Origin of the sequence: Actinokineospora spheciospongiae (assembly GCF_003182415.1) — a bacterium.
Taxonomy (GTDB): Bacteria; Actinomycetota; Actinomycetes; order Mycobacteriales; family Pseudonocardiaceae; genus Actinokineospora; species Actinokineospora spheciospongiae.
On the sequence record NZ_QHCP01000001.1, the window covers coordinates 782,272 to 801,978 of the forward strand.

A 19,707-nucleotide genomic window follows, 5' to 3' on the forward strand; every position below is an offset into this window, starting at 1 on the left:
CACCCCGGCCCGTCAGCGCAGGGGAGTGGCGTCCTCGGGCACCCGCTCGGACTCGCGGGTCGGGCCGGGCGGGGTGCCATCGCCGAAGGGCCTGCCGCCCAGGGACTCGCGGCCGTGCGGGGTGACCCAGTCGGACAGGTCGGGTCCGGCGGGGACGATGCCGGTGGGGTTGATGTCCTTGTGCACGATGTAGTAGTGCTGCTTGATCTGGGTGAAGTCGGTCGTGTCGCCGAAACCCGGGGTCTGGAACAGGTCGCGCGCGTAGGCCCACAGGGCGGGCATCTCGGTCAGCCGGTTCCGGTTGCACTTGAAGTGCCCGTGGTACACCGGGTCGAACCGGGCCAGGGTGGTGAACAGCCGCACGTCGGACTCGGTGATGGTGTCGCCGACGAGGTAGCGGCGGTCGGTGAGCCGTTCCTCCAGCCAGTCCAGCGCGGTCCAGAGCCGGTCGTAGGCCTTGTCGTAGGCTTCCTGACTGCCCGCGAACCCGCACCGGTAGACGCCGTTGTTGACCTCGGTGAAGACCCGCTTGTTGACCTCGGCCATCTCGTCGCGGTGCTCCTCGGGCCACAGGTCCGGTGCCCCGGCGCGGTGGTGCTCGCGCCACTCGGTGGAGAAGTCCTCGGTGATCCGCGGGAAGTCGTTGGTGACCACGGCGCCGGTGGTGGTGTCCACAATGGCGGGGACGGTGATGCCGCGCGGGTAATCCGGCTGCCGCTTGAAGAACGCCTCCTGCAACCGCTCGATCCCCAGCACCGGGTCCCGCCCGCCCGGGTCGAGGTCGAACGTCCACGACCGCGCGTCGTGCGTGGGACCGGCGAGCCCCATGGAGATCGCGTCCTCCAGGCCCAGCAGCCTGCGCACGATGATCGCCCGGTTCGCCCACGGGCACGCCCGCGCCGCGATCAGCCGGTACCGCCCGGGCTCCACCGGGAACCCGTCGCGCCCGTCGGCGGTGATCCGCGTGCTGATGTAGTTGGTGTCCCTGGTGAACTCCTTGCCCGCGACGGTGTACTTGCCGCCCTCGGTGTGCTCGGAGTTCTCGCTGCCTGCCGGGGTGTCCGTGCTCTGCTCTGCCACGCCACCAACCCTATCCCCGCCCGCGCGGGCAGGCAGCCCGTCCGGCGCGGTCAGTGGTCGCCGAGGACGTCGCGGAGTTGGTGGCGGCCGCTGATGCCCAGCTTCGGGTAGGCGGCGTGCAGGTGGGAGCCGACCGTGCGGTGCGACAGGAACAACTGCTCGGCGATCTCGCGGTTGCGCAGGCCGCGGGCGGCCAACCGCACGATCTCGCGCTGCTGCGACGTCAGGTCCGCGAGCGGGTCGGCCGCGGGCGCGGGGCCGGGTGCGGCGCCGCTGGCGCGCAGTTCGGCCCGGGTGCGGTCGGCGAGGTCGACCGCACCCAGCCGGGTGAAGGTGTCCAGTGCGGCGCTGAGCAGGGGGCGGGCCTCCAGGGCGCGGCGGCGCCTGCGCAGCCAGCGGGCGTAGTGCAGGCGGGCGCACGCCCGTTCCAGCGGCCACTGCTCACCGGCCGGGTCGACCACGGCCAGCCGGTAGGCGCGTTCGGTGTCGGCGAGCGGGGCCGGGCCGTCGGCGCGCTCGACCTCCCCGACCAGGGCTTCGGCGTGGCGCAGGAGCAGGCGCATCCGGGTGGTGGGCTGCCCGCCGTGGCGGGCGCGCTCGGCCGCGACCAGGGCGGCGGTGTCGTCGGCGTGCCCGGCGTCGCCGGTGAGGCGGGCGGCGGCGGCGAGGTCGGCGACGGAATGGGCGGACAGCACGTGGTGCAGGGGCGTCCCGTCGGCGGCGAAGAGGGCGCGGAGGTGGCGGTAGGCGGTCTCCCCGTCCCCGTCGACCAGGGCGGCCAGGCCCGCGGCGCGCAGGAGCCTGGCGTGGGTGGCGCGGTTCTCGTCAAGTTCGATCGACGGCCACCCCGGCGCCACCCGGGCCCCCGGACCGCCGCGCAGGACCACCAGCTCCGCGCGCAGCGCCGCCACGTCGGCGGCGAGGTGGTGCAGGCGGTGCACGGCCGCCACCACCGAGACCTCGTCGAGCAGGTCGTCGGCCTCGGCCCAGCGGCCGGTGGCGATCAACGCCGAGGCCAGGGCGGGCGCGCACCGGACGACCGCGCCGGTCGACCGCTGCGGGTGCGGCGCGGCGAGCGCCTGCCGGAACGCGGTGACGGCGGTGTCGGACTCGTCGGCGAGCCAGGCCACCGACCCCAGGCACAGCAGCCGGGTGACCTCGGCGGCCCCGGTCAGGCCCCGGTGCACCGCGGCGTGCTCGGACCGGACGATGCGGACGGCGTTCGCGGCGGGGTCGGCGTGGGCGAGCAGGTCCTCCCGCAGCACCGCCCACACCTGCGGAGCGGCCGGACCGGTCGCGTCGCGGTCGAGGCGGGCGAGCAGGTCCGGCAGTGGCGCGCGGTGCTCGGGCAGTCCTGACTGGACCGACACCGCGGCGAGCGCGCCGGTCAGCGCCAGCGCGGTGCCCACCGCCCGCGGGCGGTGCTCGCGCAGGCCGGTCAGGAGCAGGGTGAACGCCTCGCGCTGGCGCGCCGACAGGGACAGGGCGCGCCCGGCCCCGCAGGCCGCCACGCCCAGCACGTCCGGGTCGTCGGTCAGCCGGGTGACCTGCCGGTGCAGGTCGCGGACCCAGGCGGGGTCGCCGACGTCGTCGGCCGCGGTGATCGCCCCGGCGTACCGGCGCGCCCGCTCCCCGGGGTCGGGGGTGCACTCCGCGGCGCGTTCGAGGGCTCGCGCGGCGGCGAAGACCCCACCGTGCAGCCGGGCCAGGGCCGCGGTCCCCTCCAGGGCCGCGGCCACGTCCTCGTCCGGTCCGACCGCCGCCGCGGCCAGGTGCCAGGCCCGGCGGTCCGGGGTCGCGGCCAGGGCGTCGGCCAGGTCGCGGTGGGCGCGGGCGCGCAGCGCGGCGGGTGCGCCGTGGTAGGCGGCGGCGCGGACCAGCGGGTGCCGGAACCGCACCCGCCCGTCCGCGATGGACAGCAGGTCCGCGTCCTCCGCGGGCGCCCAGCGGGTCAGGTCGTCGCCGATGCCCGCGGCGGCCATGGTGGTCGCCAGGTCATCGTGGTCGGCGGCGGCGTAGACCAGCAGCCGCCGGGTGTCCTCGGGCAGGTCGCGCAGCCGGTCGGCGAAGACCTCCCGCACCCACGGCGCGGCGGTGCCGCCCACCGCCCGCGCCAGCTCCACCAGGGCCAGCGGGCTGCCCGCCGCCTGCCGCAGCACGTCGAGCCGGGCCCGGCCGGTCGGGGCGCCGGGCAGCGCGTCGAGGAGCCGGGCGGCGTCGCCCTCCGACAGCGGGCCCAGCACCACCGCGGGCACGGCCTCGTCGACCCGGGACGGTCGGACCGCGCCGCGCGCGGCCAGCAGCACCACCAGCCGCTCGGTGCTCAGGCGGCGCAGCGCGAAGCCCAGCACCGCGCAGGAGTCCCGGTCGGCCAGGTGCACGTCGTCGACCACGAGCAGCACCGGCCGCCGCGCGGACAGCGCCCCGAGCAGGGTCAGTACCGCCACCCGCAGCGACGTCGGGTCCGGCGCCCCCGGGACCAGGCCGAAGGCGGTCAGCACGGCGTCGCGCAGGTGCGCGGTCAGGTCGTCCACAGCGGTCAACACCGGGCGCAGCAATTGGTGCAGGGCGGCGAACGGCTGCTCCGACTCCGCCGGGCACCCCTGCCCGGCCAGCACCAGGTACCCGGCCGCGGTCGCACGCTCGGTGCCCGCGGCCAGCAGCGTCGTCCTGCCCTCGCCGGGGTCGCCGAGCAGCAGCAGCGCCCGCGGCCCGGAAGCCGCGCCGTCGACGGCGTCGCGGACGGCGGTGTGCTCCGCCGTGCGCCCGACCAGGTCCACACGCGCCTCCCGGGTGCTCCGCCGACAACCCCCTCGCCTGTCCCGGAACGGTACCTCCGAATGGCCGGGGAGTGGTGGGCGCGGCGCCCCGCGCCGTAGGATCACACCGAGGTGAAGCCGATGGAATCCGACCGGATCGACGTGGGTGACGTCCCCCCGGAGCGCGTCCCCGTGGTCCTCGACCCCGCGGTCGACCGGTTGGTGCGCGCCTCCGCCGCCCCGCCGCACCTGCAACAGCTCGGCCCGGACGACGGCAGGCTGGCCCTGCTGGAGTCCCAGGAGCACGCGGGCGACGACGAGCGCGTGCACGCCCGGTTCGCCGTGGCACCACTGGAACCGTCCGGCCTGGTGGGCTTCACCGTGTTCCGCCCGGCCCACCTGCCCGGGCCCCTCCCGGTCGTCCTCTACGTCCACGGCGGACGCTGGATGCTCGGCGACGGCCGCACGCACGCCAGGCTGGTCCGCGAACTCGCCCTCGCCTCCGGGGCGGCGTTCGTCGTCCCCGAGTACACCCGCACCCCCGAGGCCCGCTACCCGGTCGCGATCGAGGAGTGCTACTCGCTGCTGACCTGGGCCGTGGCCAACGCCACCGACCTGGACCTGGACGGCACCCGCCTGGCCGTCGCGGGCGACTGCGCCGGTGCGACCCTGGCCACCGCCCTGACCATGCTGTCCAAGCAGCGCGGCGGCCCCCGCATCCGCGCCCAACTGCTCTACTACCCCCTGACCGACCCCGGTTGCGGCAGCCGCTCACACCGCCTCTTCGCCGACGGCTACCTGCTCAGCAGCGAGCAGACCCACTGGTACTGGCAGGAGTACGCCGACCGCCCCGCCGACCTCACCGAGCCCACCGCCGCCCCCCTGCGCGCCACCCCGCAGCAGCTCACCGGCTTGCCCCCCGCCCTGGTCGTCTCCGCCGAAGCCGACGTCGTACGGGACGAGGCGGAGGAGTACGCCCGCAGGCTCCGGGCGGCCGGAGTGGCGGTCACCGCAACCCGCTACCTTGGCACCACCCACGACTTCGTGTCACTGCGTGCCCTGCAACACACCCCGGCGGCCCGAGCGGCGATCAGCCAGGGCGCCGCCTTCCTCAGCGAAGCGCTGGCACCGCGCTGACCCCACTTGCGTCGTTCGACCGATGCGCGACCGGGGCCGCGCGGCGCAGGCTGGCGGCATGACCGACACACCGGTACTCGAACCCGCCGCCCAGGAATTCGCCGACGCCACCAGCAAGCCCCCGTTCCTCTACGACCTCGGCCCGGTCGAGGGCCGCAAGGCCGTGGACGGTGTCCAGTCCGGCGAGGGCGTCGAGCGCCTCGACGCCGACATCACCGACCTGACGATCCCCGGCGGCCCCTCCGGTGAGGTGTCGATCCGCGTCGTCCGCCCCGCGGGTGCCACCGGCGTGCTGCCCGCCGTCCTGTACACCCACGGCGCGGGCTGGGTGTTCGGCAACGCGCACACCCACGACCGCCTGGTCCGCGAGCTGGCGGTCCGCGCGGGCGCCGCGGTGGTCTTCACCAACTACAGCCTCTCGCCCGAGGCCCGCTACCCGGTGGCGATCGAGGAGGTCTACACCGCGCTCCAGTGGATCGCCGCCAGCGGTGCCGAGCACGACATCGACCCGACCCGCATCGCCGTGGCAGGCGACTCGGTCGGCGGCAACATGACCGCCGCGATCACCCTGATGGCCAAGCAGCGCGGCGGCCCCGCCCTGGCCGCGCAACTGCTGTTCTACCCGGTCACCGACGCGAACTTCGACACCGCGTCCTACGAGGAGTTCGCCTCCGGCTACTTCCTGTCCCGCGACGGGATGCGCTGGTTCTGGGACCAGTACACCACCGACCCGGCCCAGCGCGCCGAGATCACCGCCTCACCGCTGCGCGCCACCCTCGACGACCTCGCGGGCCTGCCCCAGGCCCTGGTGATCGTCGGCGAGGCGGACGTCCTGCGTGACGAGGGCGAGGCCTACGCCGCCAAGCTGCGCGCCGCGGGCGTGCCCACGACCGCGGTCCGCTACCAGGGCATCATCCACGACTTCGTCATGGTCGACGCCATGCGCGACACGCACGCCGCGAAGGCCGCCACCCGCCAGGGCGGCGACTTCCTGCGCGACGCCCTGCACGCGTGAGCGCCGCCACCGTCGTCCTGGTCCACGGGGCCTTCGCCGACGCCTCCAGCTTCGCCCCGGTGATCTTCGCCGCCGACGTCATCGGCGAAGCCCTCCGCGCGGTGGGAGGGGACGCGTGACCCGGTCCGAACCGCCTGTCCTGGTCCTCGGGGCCACCGGCGGGCAGGGCGGCGCCGTGCTGCGCGCCCTGCGCGACGCCGGGCGGCCGGTGCGGGCGCTGGTCCGCGACCCGGCCGCCCCGGCGGCGGCCCGGCTGGCCGCCGCCGGGGTCGAGCTGGCGGTGGGCGGGTTCACCGACCGGGCCGCGCTGGCCGCCGCCATGTCCGGGGCGGCCGCGGCCTTCGCACTGACCACGCCGTTCGAGTCCGGTGTGGACGCTGAGGTGGCGCAGGGCCGGGCGATCCTCGGCGCCGCCACCGACGCGGGCCTGCCGCACCTGGTGTTCGCCTCCGTCGCCGGGGCCACCGCCGGGACCGGGGTGCCGCACTTCGAGAGCAAGGCCGCGGTGGAGCGGGAACTGGCCGCCGGGGACGTGCCCCACACGGTGGTGGCGCCGACGTACTTCTTCGACAACGCCCTCGGCGGCGCGGCGCAGTTGCGGGCCGGGGTGCTCGCGCTGCCGCTGCCCGCCGACCACCCGCTCCAGCAGCTCGACCGCGACGACCTCGGCCGGTTCGTCGCCGAGGTCCTGGCCGCCCCCGGCGAGTACGCGGGTGCCCGCGTCGAACTCGCGGGCGACGCCCCCACCCCGGCGCAGATGGCCCACGACCTGGGCGCGGCCCTGGGGCGGCCCGTGCGCCACGAGCACGTGCCGCTGGAGTCGATCACCAGCCCGGACATGTCCGCGATGTGGCGCTTCCTCAACGGCGACGGCTACCAGGCCGACATCGCCGCCCTGCGCCGCGATCACGGTACGGTCGGCTGGACCCGCTTCGGCACCTGGGCGGACCGCACCTTCTCCGGAGACAGCGACTGATGGAACTCTTCCCCCCGATCCCGTACGCCGAGTGGTCGGACACCCTGGCGACCCTGCACCGCTTCGCGCAGGTGGTCGGCAAGGTCCGCCTCGCGGCCAGCCCCCGCCGCAACCACTGGTGGAACGTGCCCTTCCACCTGACCGGCCGGGGCATCACCACCCGCCCGATGGGCGTGGACCCGACGTTCGCGGTGGACTTCGACTTCGTCGAGCACACCCTCGCGGTGAACGCCATCGACGGCCGGTCGGCGTCGTTCCCGCTCGGCGGCCACTCCGTGGCGAGCTTCCACGCCGAGGTCCTGGGCGCCCTGCGCGCCGTCGGGGTCGACCCGGCGGGCATCGTCGACGCCCGGCCGTTCGACCTGCCCGACGCGGACCGGCCGTTCGCGCAGGACACCGAGCACGCCACCTACGACCCGGCCGCCGTGACCCGGTACTGGCAGGTGCTCAGCCAGGTCAACGTGGTGCTGGAGGAGTTCGCGGGCCGGTTCTCCGGCAAGACCAGCCCGGTGCACCACTTCTGGCACACCTTCGACCTCGCCCTGACCCGCTTCTCCGACACGGTCGTCGACCACCCGCCGACGACCGACCCGGTGACCCGGGAGGCCTACTCCCGCGAGGTCGTCAGCTTCGGCTTCTGGTTCGGCGACCCGACCTTCCCCGACCCGGCGTTCTACTCCTACACCGCCCCCGAACCGGCGGGCACCACCGACCACCCGCTGCCCGCCGGGGCGACCTGGGTCGACCGGGGCGGCAGCCACCTGGCCGTCCTGCCCTACGACGCGGTCCGCGGGGCGGGCGACCGCCGCGCCGCCGTCCTCGACTTCTACGAGGCCGCCTACCGAGCGGGCGCCACCGGCGCGGGCTGGGACCTCGCCAAGTACGCCTGCGCCGACGGTGCCACCGACCCGGCCCTGGGCTGAGCGCGCCGATCACCCGGGACGCGCGGCGGTGACCCCCGGTCACCGCCGCGCGACCTTCACCGCCGCCTCCACGAAAGCGGCCAGCGGGCGCGAGCGGGAGTCCTCCGGCCAGGCGATCGCCATCGTCGTCATCGGGGCGTCGGTGACCGGGACGCTGACCAGGTCCGGGCGCAGGTGCTGCCTGGCTGACCCGGGCAGCAGCGCGATCGTGCGCCCCAGGGCGATCAACTGCATGAGCTGGGCGGTGTCGCGGACCAGCGGGCCCCCGTTGGGCGGGTGGCCCGGCCAGTGCGGGAACTGCTCGCCGTCCAGGTCCGCCATGGTCAGCGACCCGCGGGTGGCCAGGCGGTGCGTGCGGGGGAGCACGGCCACGTCCTGCTCGGTCAGCAGTTCCTCGTGGGCGAAGCCCGCCGGGTCGTCGTGGGGGAAGCGCAGCAGGGCCGCGTCCGCCTCACCCGCGCGCAGCAGCCCCGACTGCTCGCCGATGCCGCAGATCCGCACCTCCACCTCGATCGAGGCCGGGTCGGCCGCGTAGTCGGCGAGGATTTCGCCCAGCAGGTCGCCGTCGCTGACCGGTTTCATCGCCAGCACCAGGCGCGCACTGCCCGCCCGCTGGGTGCGCCGCTCCGCGGCCGTCAGCGCGGTCAGCGCCCGCCTGCCCTCGCGCAGCAGCACCTCGCCCGCGGCGGTCAGCGCCACGGAGCGGCTGGTGCGGTCGAGCAGCGCGACGCCCATCCTGCGCTCCAGGTGCTGGATCGCGCGGGACAGGGGTGGCTGCGCCATGCCCAGCCGCGTCGCCGCCCGGCTGAAGTGCAGCTCCTCGGCCACCGCGACGAAGTACCGCAGCTCTCGGGAATCCATACCCCCAGGGTATCGAGAGCCACCCAACCGGTCTTGGACCCCGCGCTGAGCAGGCACAACACTGGGGACATGACCACAGCACTGGTGACCGGCGCCACCAAGGGGATCGGCCTGGAGATCGTCAAGCAGCTCGTCGACCGCGGGCTGACCGTGCACCTCGGCGGCCGGGACGCCGAGCGGGGGGAGAAGGCCGCCGCCGACACCGGGGCGCGCTTCCTCCAACTGGATGTGACCGACCCGGCCTCGATCCAGTGGGCGGCGGCGAGCCTCGACCGGCTCGACGTCCTCGTGAACAACGCGGGGATCACCGGCGGCAAGCTCAACGCCCCCGGCGAAGCCGACCTCACCACGATCCGCGAGGCGTTCGAGACCAACGTCTTCGGCGTCATCGCCGTCACCGAGGCCCTGCTCCCGCTGCTGCGGGCGTCCGGGCACGGCCGGATCGTCAACGTCTCCAGCTCCGTCGGCTCACTGGCCGGGATGGCGGCAGGCACCTCACCCCCGTCGCTGGCCTACGTCCCGTCCAAGACCGCGCTCAACGCCGTCACCGCCCTCTACGCCAAGGTCGAACCGGGGCTCCGGGTCAACGCGGCCTGCCCCGGCCACTGCGCCACCGACCTCAACGGCCACTCCGGGCACCGCACCGCCGCCCAGGGCGCCGCCACCCCGGTGATGCTGGCGACCCTGGACGACGACGGCCCCACCGGCGGCTTCTTCGACGACGAGGGAACCGTCGCCTGGTGAGACCGACCCCGGGTGCCTCGAACGGGCACCCGCCCGGCGCGGATTCGCTAACCTCCGGTTCGGCGGTGACGTGGGGCCGGAGGGAGCGGGTCGTGCGCGTGGGTGTGCTCGTGGGGGTCGTGTCCTGCGTGGTGGCGGCCGGGTGCTCCACCACCGTGTCCGGTACCGCGTCGGACGCGGGTGTCAGCCGGGACGCGGGCGGGGTCGCGGAGTTCCGGCCGGTGTTGTCGGCGGTGGCGCCCGCGGTGGGCTCGGCGGTGCCGACCTCGCCGGGTGCCGTCGCGCCCCCCGCCTGCGCCGAGTACCGGGACCGGCCGTCGGTGGAGGCGGGGAAGGCGTGCAGGCAGGACCCGCTGCTGGGGATCTCGGACGAGTACCGGGCGGGAGTGGCCTCCGCGTTCGGCTGCGGCGACCGCGCGCTGGACGGCAAGACCGACTCCGACCTGCCGCTGGCCACCTGCGACGAGGACGGCGCCGAGTCGTTCGTGCTGGACCGCGCGATCCTCGGTGGCGACGACATCTCCGCCGCCACCGCCTCCCCGGACCCCAACGGCACCGGGTGGACCGTGCAGTTGTCCTTCCGCTCCGCCGCCCAGGCGGTGTGGGCGGAGTACACGGGGGAGCACGTGCAGGAGCGGGTCGCGTTCACCGTCGACGGCCGGGTGGTGTCCGCGCCGACCATCCAGTCCGCGATCGTGGGGGAGACCACGGTGTCCGGCGGGCAGGGCGGGTTCACCGAGGAAGAGGCGACCACCCTCGCCGCCCGGCTCGGCGGCTGAAGCCCACCGCGCCCAGCCGTGGAACGAGCCCGCGTCCAGTTCGTGCAGCGGCACCCAGTCCGGGTCGGCGGGCGGGGCCACCGCCGCACTGTCCACCCGCAACTCCACCGCAGGCGCGGGCCGCTCGTCCACCCGCATGGACAGCGCGTACAGGGTCGCGAGGACGTGGACGCAGGGGCGTTCGCGCGTCCGGCAGCCGCACGTGCCCACCTGCTCGCCGATCGGGACCGCGATCCCGGCGGCCCGCAGGTCGGCCTCCAGCGAATCCGGCAGGTCCCCGGTGGCCAGCCCCCGGTGGGCCGCCAGCGCCCCGGCGATCAACCGCTCCGCCGCCGCCCCGGTCTCCGCGCGGCCCTGGGCGCCGTGCGGCTCTCCGAACCCCCATCCGGAGAGTCGCACGGCGCCCCATCTCTTCGTGCGGCGGGTGGGGTACTGCTCGATGTCCCGCCACGTCATCGACGTTCACCGCGGCCACGCCGCACTGCCCAGCGCGGGTCACCACCCGTCGGTGCCTGCCGCTGCGGACAACCCCGCGCGGCCGCTCGACCCACGTCAGGGGGACAGTGCCGCCCAGCGCAGTGGGCGGTCGATCGCCCCGCCGATGACGCGCATCCCCCGCGGCGTGATCGTGGAACCCGGTCTGACGGTGGACTCCGCCCTGGTCGGGCCGGACCGGCCCGATCACGGACGAGCCGCGTTCACGAACTGGTCGTGGTCGGTTCGTGCCGGACGGGGAAGTTCACCGAGTTGGCGATGAAGCACGTGTCGTGCGCCCGCTCGTGCAGCGCCTCGGCCCGCTCGACCATGGCCGGGTCGGCGACGGTCACCTCCGGCCGCAGCACGACCTCGGTGAACCGGCCGCTGTTGCCCGGTTCCTCCCGCATCGCACCGGTGGCGGCGTCCACGTAGCCGGTCACCACGACGCCTGCCCGCGCGCACAGCGACAGGAAGGTGAGCATGTGGCACTCCGACAGGGAGGCGACCAGCAGCTCCTCCGGGTTCCACCGCTCGGACGTGCCGCGGAACGCGGGGTCGGCGCTGCCCTTCAGCACCGGCTTGCCCTCGACGACCACGTCGTGGTCGCGCACGTAGTCGCGGTAGCCCGCTCCGGTGTCGCCGCTCCAGCGCACCGTGACCCGGTAGTCGTGCTGCCTGCTCACGTTTCTCCTCCTCGTTCGGTGAGAACGGACATCGTGGACAGGACGTGTTCACGCGCGTGGGCGGCAGCCCGCTGCGGATCGCCCGCCGCGATGGCGTCGATCAACTGCCGGTGCTCGTCGTCCACCAGGACCGGCCGGGCAGGCGCGGTCAACGAGGCCCGCGTGGAGACGGTGATCTGGTCCCAGATCCGAACCAGCACCTCCGACGCCGCCGGGTTGTCCGCGAGCGTGGCGACGTACCCGTGGAACACCCGGTTGTGCCGGACACCCGCGACCAGGTCCCCCTGCCGCGTGGCCTGATCAGCCAGGTCGGCGTGCTCGACGAGCCGGGCGAGGTTCGCCGGGGACAGCTCGCCGTCCCGCTGCCTGCGCGCGGCCGACTCCGCGGTCAACGCCTCCAAGCAGGCGCGCACGAGGTAGGCGTCCCGCAGCGCCTTGGCATCCAGTTCGACGACGGTCACACCGCGCCGCGCGGCCCGCACCAGGCCGTCGCCCTCCAGGCGCCGCAACGCTTCCCGGACCGGCGTGCGGCTGACGCCGAGCCGTTCGCACAGCTCCAACTCGGTGATCGGCTGTCCGGCGGGGTACGTGCCGAGCACGATCAGGCCGCGGACCTCGTCGTAAACGTCCATTGCATGCAATGTATACAAACAGCGGGTCGAGCGGAAGGGGCTCCACCGACCCGGCCGAGCCACGCGGTGTCCCCGGCGGCCGTGTCGGTGGCGGCCAGGTCGGGTTGGCCATCGGCTTGCTCACATTCCGGGGCATGGCGAAATCGCCGCGGTGCTCGGGATGGCGGTGTCGAACCAGAGCGGTGTTCGGGGTTCGCACCGGGGGAGTGGTTCCCGGCGGGGCCTGGCTCCGATTCGTGGACCTTCGTCGAATCGGAGGCGGGTTTTCATCCGGCTTCCCATCGCCGCTTCGGCCAAGGCGGGTTCGAGTTGTCAGGGTGTGTTTCGAGGCGTGTTCACCTGCGCACGCGAGTGGTGGGCGCTCTGCGCGCCCGTGCGCGGTGCGGGTACGGTAAGTCCGTTTCGTGGACACTCGGGCTGGAGAATGACAATGGGACACGCTGTCCCCTCGGTGGCTTCCGCTGCGGAACTGCGCTCGATCATCGGTGCCGACCTGGAGTTCCTGGCCTCCGAGCAGGCGGACATGTTCCTCGCCGTGTGCGTCGAGATGGTGGCCAACGCCTTCGACCACGGCGGCGGCATCGGCGGCTTCCGCGTCCGCCACGACCACTCCCGCGGGCTGCTCACCGTCGAGATCGACGACTTCTCCAGCGCGCCACCGCGCGTGGTGTCCGGTGACCCGACCCGGCTGCGGGGCCGGGGGATGGCCATCGTCGACGGGCTCACCGAGTGGGGGGTCCGCCGCTCCCGCGACGGCAAGACCGTGTGGGCCGTGATGACCTGCGTGTGCAGGTCGTCGACGAGGTGTGCGGTCAGCGCGGGCTGATCCGCTCTCCCACTCCCGCGCCACTTCGAACGCTGCACCACCTAGAGGCGACTGATCGCTCCCAAATCAGGTATTCACTTCAACTAACCTGTATCAAGATAACCAGAAACACCGTCAGCACCGATCACTGCCGAACCAAGACCCGCTGCGAGGCCGAGAGGCTGGGGTCGGGTGGAGTGGCAGGGCTCCGGGGCGCTGAGCTGCGGGATTTGACCTGGAGCGCACTCCAGTTCCTAGCCTGGTCCCATGACAGTCAGCCAGCAGCACAAGATCGGTTCCGGTTTCAACGGGCGAACCACGGCGGCCGAGGTCCTGGCCGGGATTGACCTCGACGGCAAGCTCGCCATCGTCACCGGTGGCTACTCCGGGATCGGCCTGGAGACCACCCGCGCCCTCGCCGCAGCGGGTGCGCGGGTCGTCGTTCCGGCGCGCAGGCCCGCGGTGGCGGCGGAGGCGCTGGCGGGGATCGAGGGGGTGGAGACGGCCGCGCTCGACCTCGGGGACCTGGAGGGCGTGCGCGCGTTCGCCGACGGGTTCCTGGCGTCGGACCGGGGGATCGACCTGGTGATCAACAGCGCGGGCGTCATGGCGTGCCCGGAGACCCGCGTCGGCCCCGGGTGGGAGGCGCAGTTCGCGACCAACCACCTGGGCCACTTCGCCCTGCTGAACCGGTTGTGGCCCGCGCTGCGGCCGGGTGCGCGGGTCGTGGCGGTGTCGTCGTACGGGCACCACCGCTCGCCGATCCGGTGGGACGACCCGGACTTCACCTCGGGCGACTACGACAAGTGGGAGGCCTACGGCCAGGCGAAGACGGCCAACGTGCTGTTCGCCGTGCGGCTCGACGCGCTCGCCCGCGCGCACGGGGCGCGGGCCTTCGCCGTGCACCCCGGGGGCATCCTGACCCCGTTGCAGCGCCACCTGAGCCGCGAGGAGATGGTGGAGCGCGGGTGGTACGCCGAGGACGGCACGGTCCTGGTGGACTTCAAGTCCCCGGAGCAGGGTGCCGCGACCCAGGTCTGGGCGGCCACGTCCCCGCGGCTCGACGGGTTGGGTGGTCTCTACCTGGAGGACTGCGAGGTCGCGGAGCCCGCCGAGGCGGGTGCCCCGTCGGGTGTCCGCGACTACGCCGTGGACCCGGAGCAGGCGGCGCGGTTGTGGGACCTGTCGGCTCGGCTGACCGGGGTGGACGCCTTCCGCGGGGTCGGCGCGTAGGTCGCCCGCCGTGTCGGGCGGCGCGTGGCTCAGGTTCGGCAGCCGCGCGCGGTGTAGAGGGCCAGGCCCGCGACGCCGAGCGCGCCCGCGGTGATCGTGGCCGTCGTGCTGTCCAGTGGTTGGACGGGCCAGGTCAGCAGGCGCAGGGCGAGCGGGTCCGCCACCGGTGGCATCGCCGCGGCGACCGTCGCCCCCGCCACCGGCAGGGTCCAGGCCAGTTGCCTGCCGAGCAGGGTGGCCGCGAGGGCGGTGAGGCCCGCGAGGCCGACCGCGGCGCGCAGCACGAACCCGGTCGGTGCGCTGGTCGCGGCCAGCGCCGTGGTCGCGACCGCCGCCGCGGTGGCCAGCACGTGCGCGGCCCGGCGCGGTGGCCAGCGCAGGGACGCGGTCCGCTCCAGTGCGGGGTCCGCTCCGCCGAGCCCGTAGCCGAGCACGGCCAGCCCGATCGCGAGGGCCAGCACCGCGGACGCCACGGCCGCCTGGGGGTTCGTCGACCCGTTCCCGAGCAGTCCGATCGTGGTCACCGCCAGTACGGCCCCGGGCAGCCCGGTGGGTACCTGCCGTGATCGCAGGTACAGCACGAGCAGTCTCATCGCTCGACCCCCCGGACGCACTGGAGGCCGATCGTGCGGATCGCGGTGACCCGGCGTACCTGTTCGTCGCGGGGCAGGGCGCGCAGGTCGTCCCATTCGGCTTGGCGTGCGGCGTACCACTCGATTTCCCGCGCTGAGGCCTGCTCGGTGGGTGGCTCCGCTCCCGGCAGGGGGAACCGGCCGAGCAACCACGCCGTTGCCAGCGCCCGGCCCTGGTCCACCTGTTCCGGGCAGGGCCGGGTGCCGCCGCCTGCGAGGACGCGCATCACCAGTTCGTCGCCCGTGCCGAGCCAGCTGCCGCCGGGGAGGTGGTTCTCGATGTCGAGCCACACCTCGGTGGCGGGTTGCGGTCCTGGTCGGTCGGCGGGCACCTCGTGCACGGACGTCGGGGCGTCCGGCAGCTCCGCCAGCAGGGCCAACGCGGTTCGGGCCGGTCCGACCAGGGCGGCCAGGTCGTTCTCGTGGACCTTGAGCACGCACACCGCCGGTCCGCCGTCGGTGGTGCAGACCTCTGCCGTGGCGGCGGGGTCGGTCGCCAGGCCGGATGCGGGGGCCGCCGTGAGCACCGGGAGGGCGATGCCCAGCCCCAGCACCGCGGGCACGACCGCCAACGCCGCCGTGCGGCGGCGGGTCACCGCGAGCAGCACGAGGCCGCTGAGGGCCAGTGCCGCGAACCACGCCGACTGCCCGAGGCTGACCGGGGTGGTGACGGTGGTGACCTCGTCGAGCGGTGAGGTCAGGTTCGGCGTCAGCAGGGCCGCCGCGCCCGTCGGGCCGTCCTTGGCCAGTTGGACCGGGACCACCAGCAGGAGGAACCCGGCCACCGCGAGCACGGGTGGGGTGTACTGCGAGGGCAGCAGTCTGCCGATGCCGAGTCCGAGCCACCCCGCCGCCACCAGGGACAGCGCGCCTGCCACGGCGATGGGCGCCCAGCCGAGGTGTCGGTAGGGCGTCGACACGCCCAGCGCGCCCGCCGCGAGGACCAGCAGGTACCCGAGGCCGAGGCAGATGCCCATGGCCAGGGCCGGGGGCAGGGCGCGGGACCGGATCGGCCGCGGTGTGGTGGTGAGCAGTTCCTCCATCCGGGAGCGCCGGTCCCGCCTGGCCTGCCAGGCGCCCGCGCCCAGGGCGAGCGGCCACAGGACGACCAGCATGATCCGCTGGATGCCCGCCAGCATGGTCCACTGCGGTGCCCACAGGCCGGTCTGGTCGCTGAGGACGAGCACGTAGAGCCCGGCGGTGCCCGCGGTGGCGACGGCGGCGCCCGCGGTGAGCGCGGTCGAGCGGCGCAGTTCGGTGCGCAGGACGCGGCCGTTCACCGGGTCACCTCGGCGGCGAGCAGGGCGGAGTAGCCGCGTTCCATCGGGCTGTCGCCGACGTCGTCGGTGCCGCCCGCGGCGACCACCTCGTCGGGGGTGCCCTGGAACACCGACCGGCCGGTGGCCATGAGCACGACCCGGCTGCACGCCGCGGCGACGTCCTCGACCAGGTGGGTGGAAACGAGCACGCACGACCGTTCGCCCAGTGCGCGCAGCAGTGCGCGGAACTCCAGTCGTTGGGCGGGGTCGAGGCCGACGGTGGGTTCGTCGAGCAGCAGCAGGTCGGGGTCGTTGACGACGGCCTGGGCGATGCCCGCGCGGCGCAGCATCCCGCCGGACAGCGTCTTCATCCGGTCTTCGGCGCGGTCGGCGAGTCCGACGCGTTCGATCGCCCGTTGCACCGCGCCCGGGATGTCCTGCTTGTCGACCTCCTTGAGCCAGGCCATGTACTCGACGAATTCGCGCACGGTGAACTTCGGGTAGTAGCCGAACTCCTGGGGCAGGTAGCCGAGTCTGCGGCGCAGTGCCCGCAGGTCGGGATGTCCGTTGACGGGCACGCCGAGCAGTTCGAGGTTTCCGCCCGCCGGGTGCAGCACGGTTGCCAGTGCCCGGATGAGGGTTGTCTTGCCCGCGCCGTTGGGGCCGAGCAGCCCGTGCACGCCGGTGCCCAGGCGCAGGTCGAGTCCGTCGACGGCCATTCGCTTGCCCGCGCGCACCCGCAGTCCGCTCGCCTGGACCTCCCACGCGTACCGCGTGGGTGCCGACTCGGTCGGGTTCACCGCCCGAACCATGGTTGTCTCCTCTGGTTGAAGTGTTGTCAGTTCTTGTCGGACAGGGCGGTGAACGACCTGGCCCGCGCGGTCAGGACCACTGCGGCCACCGCCGCGGCTATGGCCCAGCCGGGGAGTCCGGCCTGCCGCAGCGGTTGCGGGGCGCCCAGGTTCATCAGGGTGGGCGCGATGACGAGCGCGGTCCACAGCAGACCGAGGACCAGGGCCGCGCGGTCGACGCCGAAGACCGTGCCCAGTGCGAGCGCGCCGGTGGTGAACGCCAGGCAGGGCAGCAGCCACAGGGCGGGGTTGAGGCCGGTGAAGGCGCCCGCCACGGCGAGCACGGGGATCACCGCGGCCAGCACCACGGCCGTGCGGCGCAGCACCACGGCCAGTCCGGCCCGGGGTGTCGAGGCGGTCAGCTCGTGCAGCGGGTCGAGCCGCCGGGACCACGCCGCCGCGACGCCGAACAGCGGTGCGACCGGTGCCACCAGCAGGACCAGTGGGGTCGGGGTGTGCTCCGGTGCGATGAGGTCGACCAGGAACGCCACCAGGGCCACCAGCACCCCGGTCGTCAGTCGCGGTGCCAGGGTCGGTGGCGCCCACGTGCGGGCCCACCGCGACCAGGCGGGTCTGCCGGGTGCGGGGGTTCGCGGTGCGCGCGCGTCCAGTTCGGTCCAGACCCGCCGCAGTGCGCTGTCGAGGGTGGGGTCGCCGATCCGCACGGCGTCGGCGAGGTGGGTGCGGCAGTCGGCGCAGGTCTCCAGGTGCGCTTCCACCGCCCACTCGGCGGCGGCGGGCAGCGCGGGGTCGCCGGTGGCGTAGGCCGCGATGGCCGCGCGCGAGGCGTGCGCGCCGGTGTTGTCGGTCATGACATGGCCTCCCGCAGCATCAGGCGGGCGCGGCGCGCCCTGGTCTTGACGGTTCCCTCGGGGATGCCGAGCAGGTCCGAGGTCTCCCGCACGGTCAGGCCGTCGAGGACCATCGCCCGCAGCACCTGCCGCAGTTCCGGTGCCAGGGCGCCGAGCGCGGCGCCGACGTCGCCGGACAGGGTCCACTCCAGCAGCGCGTCCTCGGCGGCGGGTGCGGCTGCCGCCGAGGTGGCGGTGGCGGCCTCGGTGGCGCTGCGGTGCCTGCCCTCGCGGCGGAAGGCGTCGACGAGCCTGCGCGCGGCGACGGTCCACAGCCAGCCGAGCGCGTCGTCGACCGCGGCCCCGTCGGCGAAGGAGCCCGCGGCCCGCCACACCGCGAGGTAGGTGTCCTGCACGACCTCGGCGACGAGCTGTTCGTCGGCGCAGCGCTTGCGCAGCCGCACGGCCAGCCAGGGGGAGGTGCGGGTGTAGAACTCCTCGAACGCGGCCCGGTCGCCCGCGGCGGCCCGGCGCAGCAGCGCCCGCTCGTCCATCCCGGTCGTTCCCTTCCGCATGTGACTGGGTCGCCGGGGGACGGCCTGCCGGTTCTCCCCGCTCAGGTGACCCGCGTCACACGTGTCAGAGGTCGTGGAGGAAGGTGAGCAGGGCGGTGTTGAACTCCGCGGGCCGGTCGAGGTTCGCCGCGTGCCCGCAGTCCTCGATCGTCACCGCCCGGCCGTCGGCGGTGTCGCGCACGGCGGCCTCGGCGTGCGCGGCGGGCCAGTACTGGCTCTGCGCGCCCGCGACCATCAGCACCGGCACGTCGGCGCGGGCGACGACGTCGCGCCAGTCCTGCTGGGCGTGGTCGCGCAGCAGCGCCTCGGTGCCCTCGGGGCGCACGCCCAGCGCGGTGGGGTCGCCGAGGCGTTCGACGAGGCGGGTGTAGGCCGGGAGCGACTGCTCCGGGGTGAGTCCCCGGCCGGTCTGTGGTACCCCGTCGGCGAAGAAGGTGCCGCCGTTGTCGTCGGTGAGCCCGTAGAACCCGTTCTCCCAGTCGGCGGAGTTGATCATCTTAGGGGTCTGGTCGACGCTGACGACCCCGCGCACCGACCCGGTGCCGAACAGGTCGAGCATGGCCCAGATCGCGCTCGCGCCCATCGAGCCGCCGACGAGGGCCACCGGCCCGAGGTCGAGCGCGTCCAGCACCTCGCGCAGGTCCTTGCCGTGGCGGGACACCCGGTGCCCGAACGGGGGGTTGTCCGACCGGCCGTGCGAGCGCCGGTCCACGCACACCGCCCGGTACCCGGCGGCGGTGAGGGCGTCCACCTGGAACACCCAGGACGCGGCGGTGGCGCCGTACCCGGCCACGAGCACCACGGCCGGGCCGCTGCCCGTCGCGCTGACGTGCAGCGACACCCCGTCACCGGTGCGCACGGTGGTCTCCGTCGTCATCGGCGTCCTCCTGTCGGCGGTTGCGTTGTCCCACCATGCTCGACCAGTCCGCGCGACCGTGCCAGGCCACGGCGCCCGGGGGGTCAGCGCGGCGCGGGCGGGTCCGGCAGGTGCCCGGGGGCGTCGGGGCCGAGGACGTCGGCCACCACCCCGTCGGGTCCGAGCAGGGGCCGCCCCCACGCCCGGGCGATCTCGTCGGCCCGCAGCAGCCAGGTGTGCCGCGGCGGCGGCCGTTCGCCGAACTCGACGGCGATCTCGTCGGCGCGCAGCGACCGGTTCCAGCGGTGCACGCCGAGGAATTCCGGGTCGGGTGCGTGGTCGAGCAGTTGGCGCACCAGGCGCGGGTGGAACGGCGGGATGTGCCCGTGGACGCCCTCGCCGCCCTGGAAGACGCTGTCCACGAGGGACCGCACGGTGAAGTCGTCACCCCGGCTGGCCAGGACGTAGTTGTTGAACGGGCCCTCGGAGAGCGATTCGAAGCCGGGTCTGGTGAACGCCACCGCACCTCCTCCGCCGACGACCTGTCTCGGCACCAGTATCACCGGCCCGGGGCGCGGGGGTGCCACGCGGGCCCGCCGCCGAGTCACGTGAAGGTTGCGAACAACCGGATCGACGGTT

21 protein-coding genes are annotated in these 19,707 nt (G+C 74.5%); 9 read left to right on the plus strand and 12 right to left on the minus strand.

The features are described from left to right. Positions 1-12: 12 nt before the first annotated feature. The gene (locus tag DFQ13_RS03165) at positions 13-972 is read right to left on the minus strand and encodes a glutathione S-transferase family protein (protein WP_052021066.1); all 960 of its coding nucleotides are present in this window, start codon (positions 970-972) and stop codon (positions 13-15) included. Positions 973-1,130: 158 nt separating this feature from the next. Next, a complete protein-coding gene (locus tag DFQ13_RS03170) occupies positions 1,131-3,860 on the minus strand; it encodes an AAA family ATPase (RefSeq protein ID WP_219994239.1) in 2,730 nt (909 codons plus the stop codon). Positions 3,861-3,980: 120 nt separating this feature from the next. On the opposite strand from DFQ13_RS03170, the gene DFQ13_RS03175 reads away from it, so the two are divergent. From DFQ13_RS03175 to DFQ13_RS03190, 5 genes are read left to right on the plus strand one after another with little or no spacing between them, the layout of a single operon-like run. Continuing rightward, entirely contained in the window at positions 3,981-4,976 is a 996-nt protein-coding gene (locus tag DFQ13_RS03175; RefSeq protein WP_110078713.1) for an alpha/beta hydrolase, read from the plus strand. Positions 4,977-5,034: 58 nt separating this feature from the next. Continuing rightward, on the plus strand, positions 5,035-5,991 hold the full coding sequence (locus DFQ13_RS03180) for an alpha/beta hydrolase (protein ID WP_110078830.1): 957 nt from the start codon (positions 5,035-5,037) through the stop codon (positions 5,989-5,991). Then, a complete protein-coding gene (locus DFQ13_RS35475) occupies positions 5,988-6,110 on the plus strand; it encodes a hypothetical protein (RefSeq protein WP_267897630.1) in 123 nt (40 codons plus the stop codon). The genes DFQ13_RS03180 and DFQ13_RS35475 overlap by 4 nt, the downstream gene beginning before the upstream one ends. Continuing rightward, positions 6,107-6,967: an NmrA family NAD(P)-binding protein gene (locus DFQ13_RS03185; RefSeq protein ID WP_110078714.1), complete on the plus strand. Its 861-nt coding sequence runs from the start codon at positions 6,107-6,109 to the stop codon at positions 6,965-6,967. The genes DFQ13_RS35475 and DFQ13_RS03185 overlap by 4 nt, the downstream gene beginning before the upstream one ends. Beyond that, positions 6,967-7,890, plus strand: a complete 924-nt coding sequence (locus DFQ13_RS03190; protein ID WP_110078715.1) for a DUF5996 family protein — start codon at positions 6,967-6,969, stop codon at positions 7,888-7,890. Before DFQ13_RS03185 ends, DFQ13_RS03190 begins: the two co-directional genes overlap by 1 nt. 39 nt (positions 7,891-7,929) lie before the next feature. On the opposite strand, the gene DFQ13_RS03195 is transcribed toward DFQ13_RS03190, so the two are convergent. Further along, positions 7,930-8,751 carry a LysR family transcriptional regulator gene (locus DFQ13_RS03195; protein ID WP_110078716.1) on the minus strand — a complete coding sequence of 274 codons (822 nt, stop codon included), beginning with the start codon at positions 8,749-8,751 and terminating at the stop codon, positions 7,930-7,932. Between the two features lie 69 nt (positions 8,752-8,820). On the opposite strand from DFQ13_RS03195, the gene DFQ13_RS03200 reads away from it, so the two are divergent. Together DFQ13_RS03200 and DFQ13_RS03205 are read left to right on the plus strand one after the other, a co-directional pair. Beyond that, positions 8,821-9,495, plus strand: coding sequence for an SDR family oxidoreductase (locus tag DFQ13_RS03200; protein WP_110078717.1), 675 nt, complete (start codon positions 8,821-8,823; stop codon positions 9,493-9,495). A 92-nt stretch (positions 9,496-9,587) separates the two neighbouring features. Then, complete coding sequence (locus DFQ13_RS03205; protein ID WP_110078718.1) at positions 9,588-10,274, plus strand: SecDF P1 head subdomain-containing protein; 687 nt, start codon at positions 9,588-9,590, stop codon at positions 10,272-10,274. A gap of 698 nt (positions 10,275-10,972) precedes the next feature. On the opposite strand, the gene DFQ13_RS03210 is transcribed toward DFQ13_RS03205, so the two are convergent. Then, complete coding sequence (locus DFQ13_RS03210) at positions 10,973-11,434, minus strand: OsmC family protein (protein ID WP_110078719.1); 462 nt, start codon at positions 11,432-11,434, stop codon at positions 10,973-10,975. Continuing rightward, complete coding sequence (locus tag DFQ13_RS03215; protein ID WP_035281738.1) at positions 11,431-12,066, minus strand: GntR family transcriptional regulator; 636 nt, start codon at positions 12,064-12,066, stop codon at positions 11,431-11,433. The genes DFQ13_RS03210 and DFQ13_RS03215 overlap by 4 nt, the downstream gene beginning before the upstream one ends. A 430-nt stretch (positions 12,067-12,496) precedes the next feature. Here DFQ13_RS03215 and DFQ13_RS03220 point away from each other — a divergent pair, with 430 nt between their 5' ends. Next, on the plus strand, positions 12,497-12,892 hold the full coding sequence (locus DFQ13_RS03220) for an ATP-binding protein (protein ID WP_146241067.1): 396 nt from the start codon (positions 12,497-12,499) through the stop codon (positions 12,890-12,892). A gap of 246 nt (positions 12,893-13,138) precedes the next feature. Beyond that, positions 13,139-14,104 (plus strand): SDR family NAD(P)-dependent oxidoreductase, encoded by a 966-nt coding sequence (locus DFQ13_RS03225; protein WP_110078720.1) that lies wholly within the window; start codon positions 13,139-13,141, stop codon positions 14,102-14,104. A 29-nt stretch (positions 14,105-14,133) separates the two neighbouring features. Here the strand turns inward: DFQ13_RS03225 and DFQ13_RS03230 are convergent, their stop codons facing one another. From DFQ13_RS03230 to DFQ13_RS03260, 7 genes are all read right to left on the minus strand, one after another. After that, positions 14,134-14,697: a hypothetical protein gene (locus DFQ13_RS03230; RefSeq protein ID WP_035281734.1), complete on the minus strand. Its 564-nt coding sequence runs from the start codon at positions 14,695-14,697 to the stop codon at positions 14,134-14,136. Then, positions 14,694-16,016 (minus strand): hypothetical protein, encoded by a 1,323-nt coding sequence (locus tag DFQ13_RS03235; RefSeq protein WP_110078721.1) that lies wholly within the window; start codon positions 16,014-16,016, stop codon positions 14,694-14,696. The genes DFQ13_RS03230 and DFQ13_RS03235 overlap by 4 nt, the downstream gene beginning before the upstream one ends. After that, complete coding sequence (locus DFQ13_RS03240) at positions 16,013-16,807, minus strand: ABC transporter ATP-binding protein (RefSeq protein WP_110078722.1); 795 nt, start codon at positions 16,805-16,807, stop codon at positions 16,013-16,015. Before DFQ13_RS03240 ends, DFQ13_RS03235 begins: the two co-directional genes overlap by 4 nt. A gap of 26 nt (positions 16,808-16,833) precedes the next feature. Further along, positions 16,834-17,658 (minus strand): zf-HC2 domain-containing protein, encoded by an 825-nt coding sequence (locus DFQ13_RS03245; protein WP_110078723.1) that lies wholly within the window; start codon positions 17,656-17,658, stop codon positions 16,834-16,836. Further along, positions 17,655-18,191, minus strand: coding sequence for an RNA polymerase sigma factor (locus tag DFQ13_RS03250; RefSeq protein WP_110078831.1), 537 nt, complete (start codon positions 18,189-18,191; stop codon positions 17,655-17,657). Before DFQ13_RS03250 ends, DFQ13_RS03245 begins: the two co-directional genes overlap by 4 nt. An 85-nt stretch (positions 18,192-18,276) precedes the next feature. Continuing rightward, the gene (locus DFQ13_RS03255; protein ID WP_110078724.1) at positions 18,277-19,089 is read right to left on the minus strand and encodes an alpha/beta fold hydrolase; all 813 of its coding nucleotides are present in this window, start codon (positions 19,087-19,089) and stop codon (positions 18,277-18,279) included. Between the two features lie 83 nt (positions 19,090-19,172). Then, a complete protein-coding gene (locus DFQ13_RS03260) occupies positions 19,173-19,589 on the minus strand; it encodes a hypothetical protein (RefSeq protein ID WP_035281725.1) in 417 nt (138 codons plus the stop codon). Positions 19,590-19,707 lie beyond the last annotated feature (118 nt).

Bases quoted from the DNA above. Each gene is read 5' to 3' on its own strand.
- DFQ13_RS03245 (WP_110078723.1), bottom strand. From the start codon at position 17,658: ATGACCGACAACACCGGCGCGCACGCCTCGCGCGCGGCCATCGCGGCC.
- DFQ13_RS03200 (WP_110078717.1), top strand. From the start codon at position 8,821: ATGACCACAGCACTGGTGACCGGCGCCACCAAGGGGATCGGCCTGGAG.
- DFQ13_RS03220 (WP_146241067.1), top strand. From the start codon at position 12,497: ATGGGACACGCTGTCCCCTCGGTGGCTTCCGCTGCGGAACTGCGCTCG.
- DFQ13_RS03215 (WP_035281738.1), bottom strand. From the start codon at position 12,066: ATGGACGTTTACGACGAGGTCCGCGGCCTGATCGTGCTCGGCACGTAC.
- DFQ13_RS03195 (WP_110078716.1), bottom strand. From the start codon at position 8,751: ATGGATTCCCGAGAGCTGCGGTACTTCGTCGCGGTGGCCGAGGAGCTG.
- DFQ13_RS03225 (WP_110078720.1), top strand. From the start codon at position 13,139: ATGACAGTCAGCCAGCAGCACAAGATCGGTTCCGGTTTCAACGGGCGA.
- DFQ13_RS03190 (WP_110078715.1), top strand. From the start codon at position 6,967: ATGGAACTCTTCCCCCCGATCCCGTACGCCGAGTGGTCGGACACCCTG.
- DFQ13_RS03240 (WP_110078722.1), bottom strand. From the start codon at position 16,807: ATGGTTCGGGCGGTGAACCCGACCGAGTCGGCACCCACGCGGTACGCG.
- DFQ13_RS03230 (WP_035281734.1), bottom strand. From the start codon at position 14,697: ATGAGACTGCTCGTGCTGTACCTGCGATCACGGCAGGTACCCACCGGG.
- DFQ13_RS03175 (WP_110078713.1), top strand. From the start codon at position 3,981: ATGGAATCCGACCGGATCGACGTGGGTGACGTCCCCCCGGAGCGCGTC.
- DFQ13_RS03250 (WP_110078831.1), bottom strand. From the start codon at position 18,191: ATGGACGAGCGGGCGCTGCTGCGCCGGGCCGCCGCGGGCGACCGGGCC.
- DFQ13_RS03180 (WP_110078830.1), top strand. From the start codon at position 5,035: ATGACCGACACACCGGTACTCGAACCCGCCGCCCAGGAATTCGCCGAC.
- DFQ13_RS03255 (WP_110078724.1), bottom strand. From the start codon at position 19,089: ATGACGACGGAGACCACCGTGCGCACCGGTGACGGGGTGTCGCTGCAC.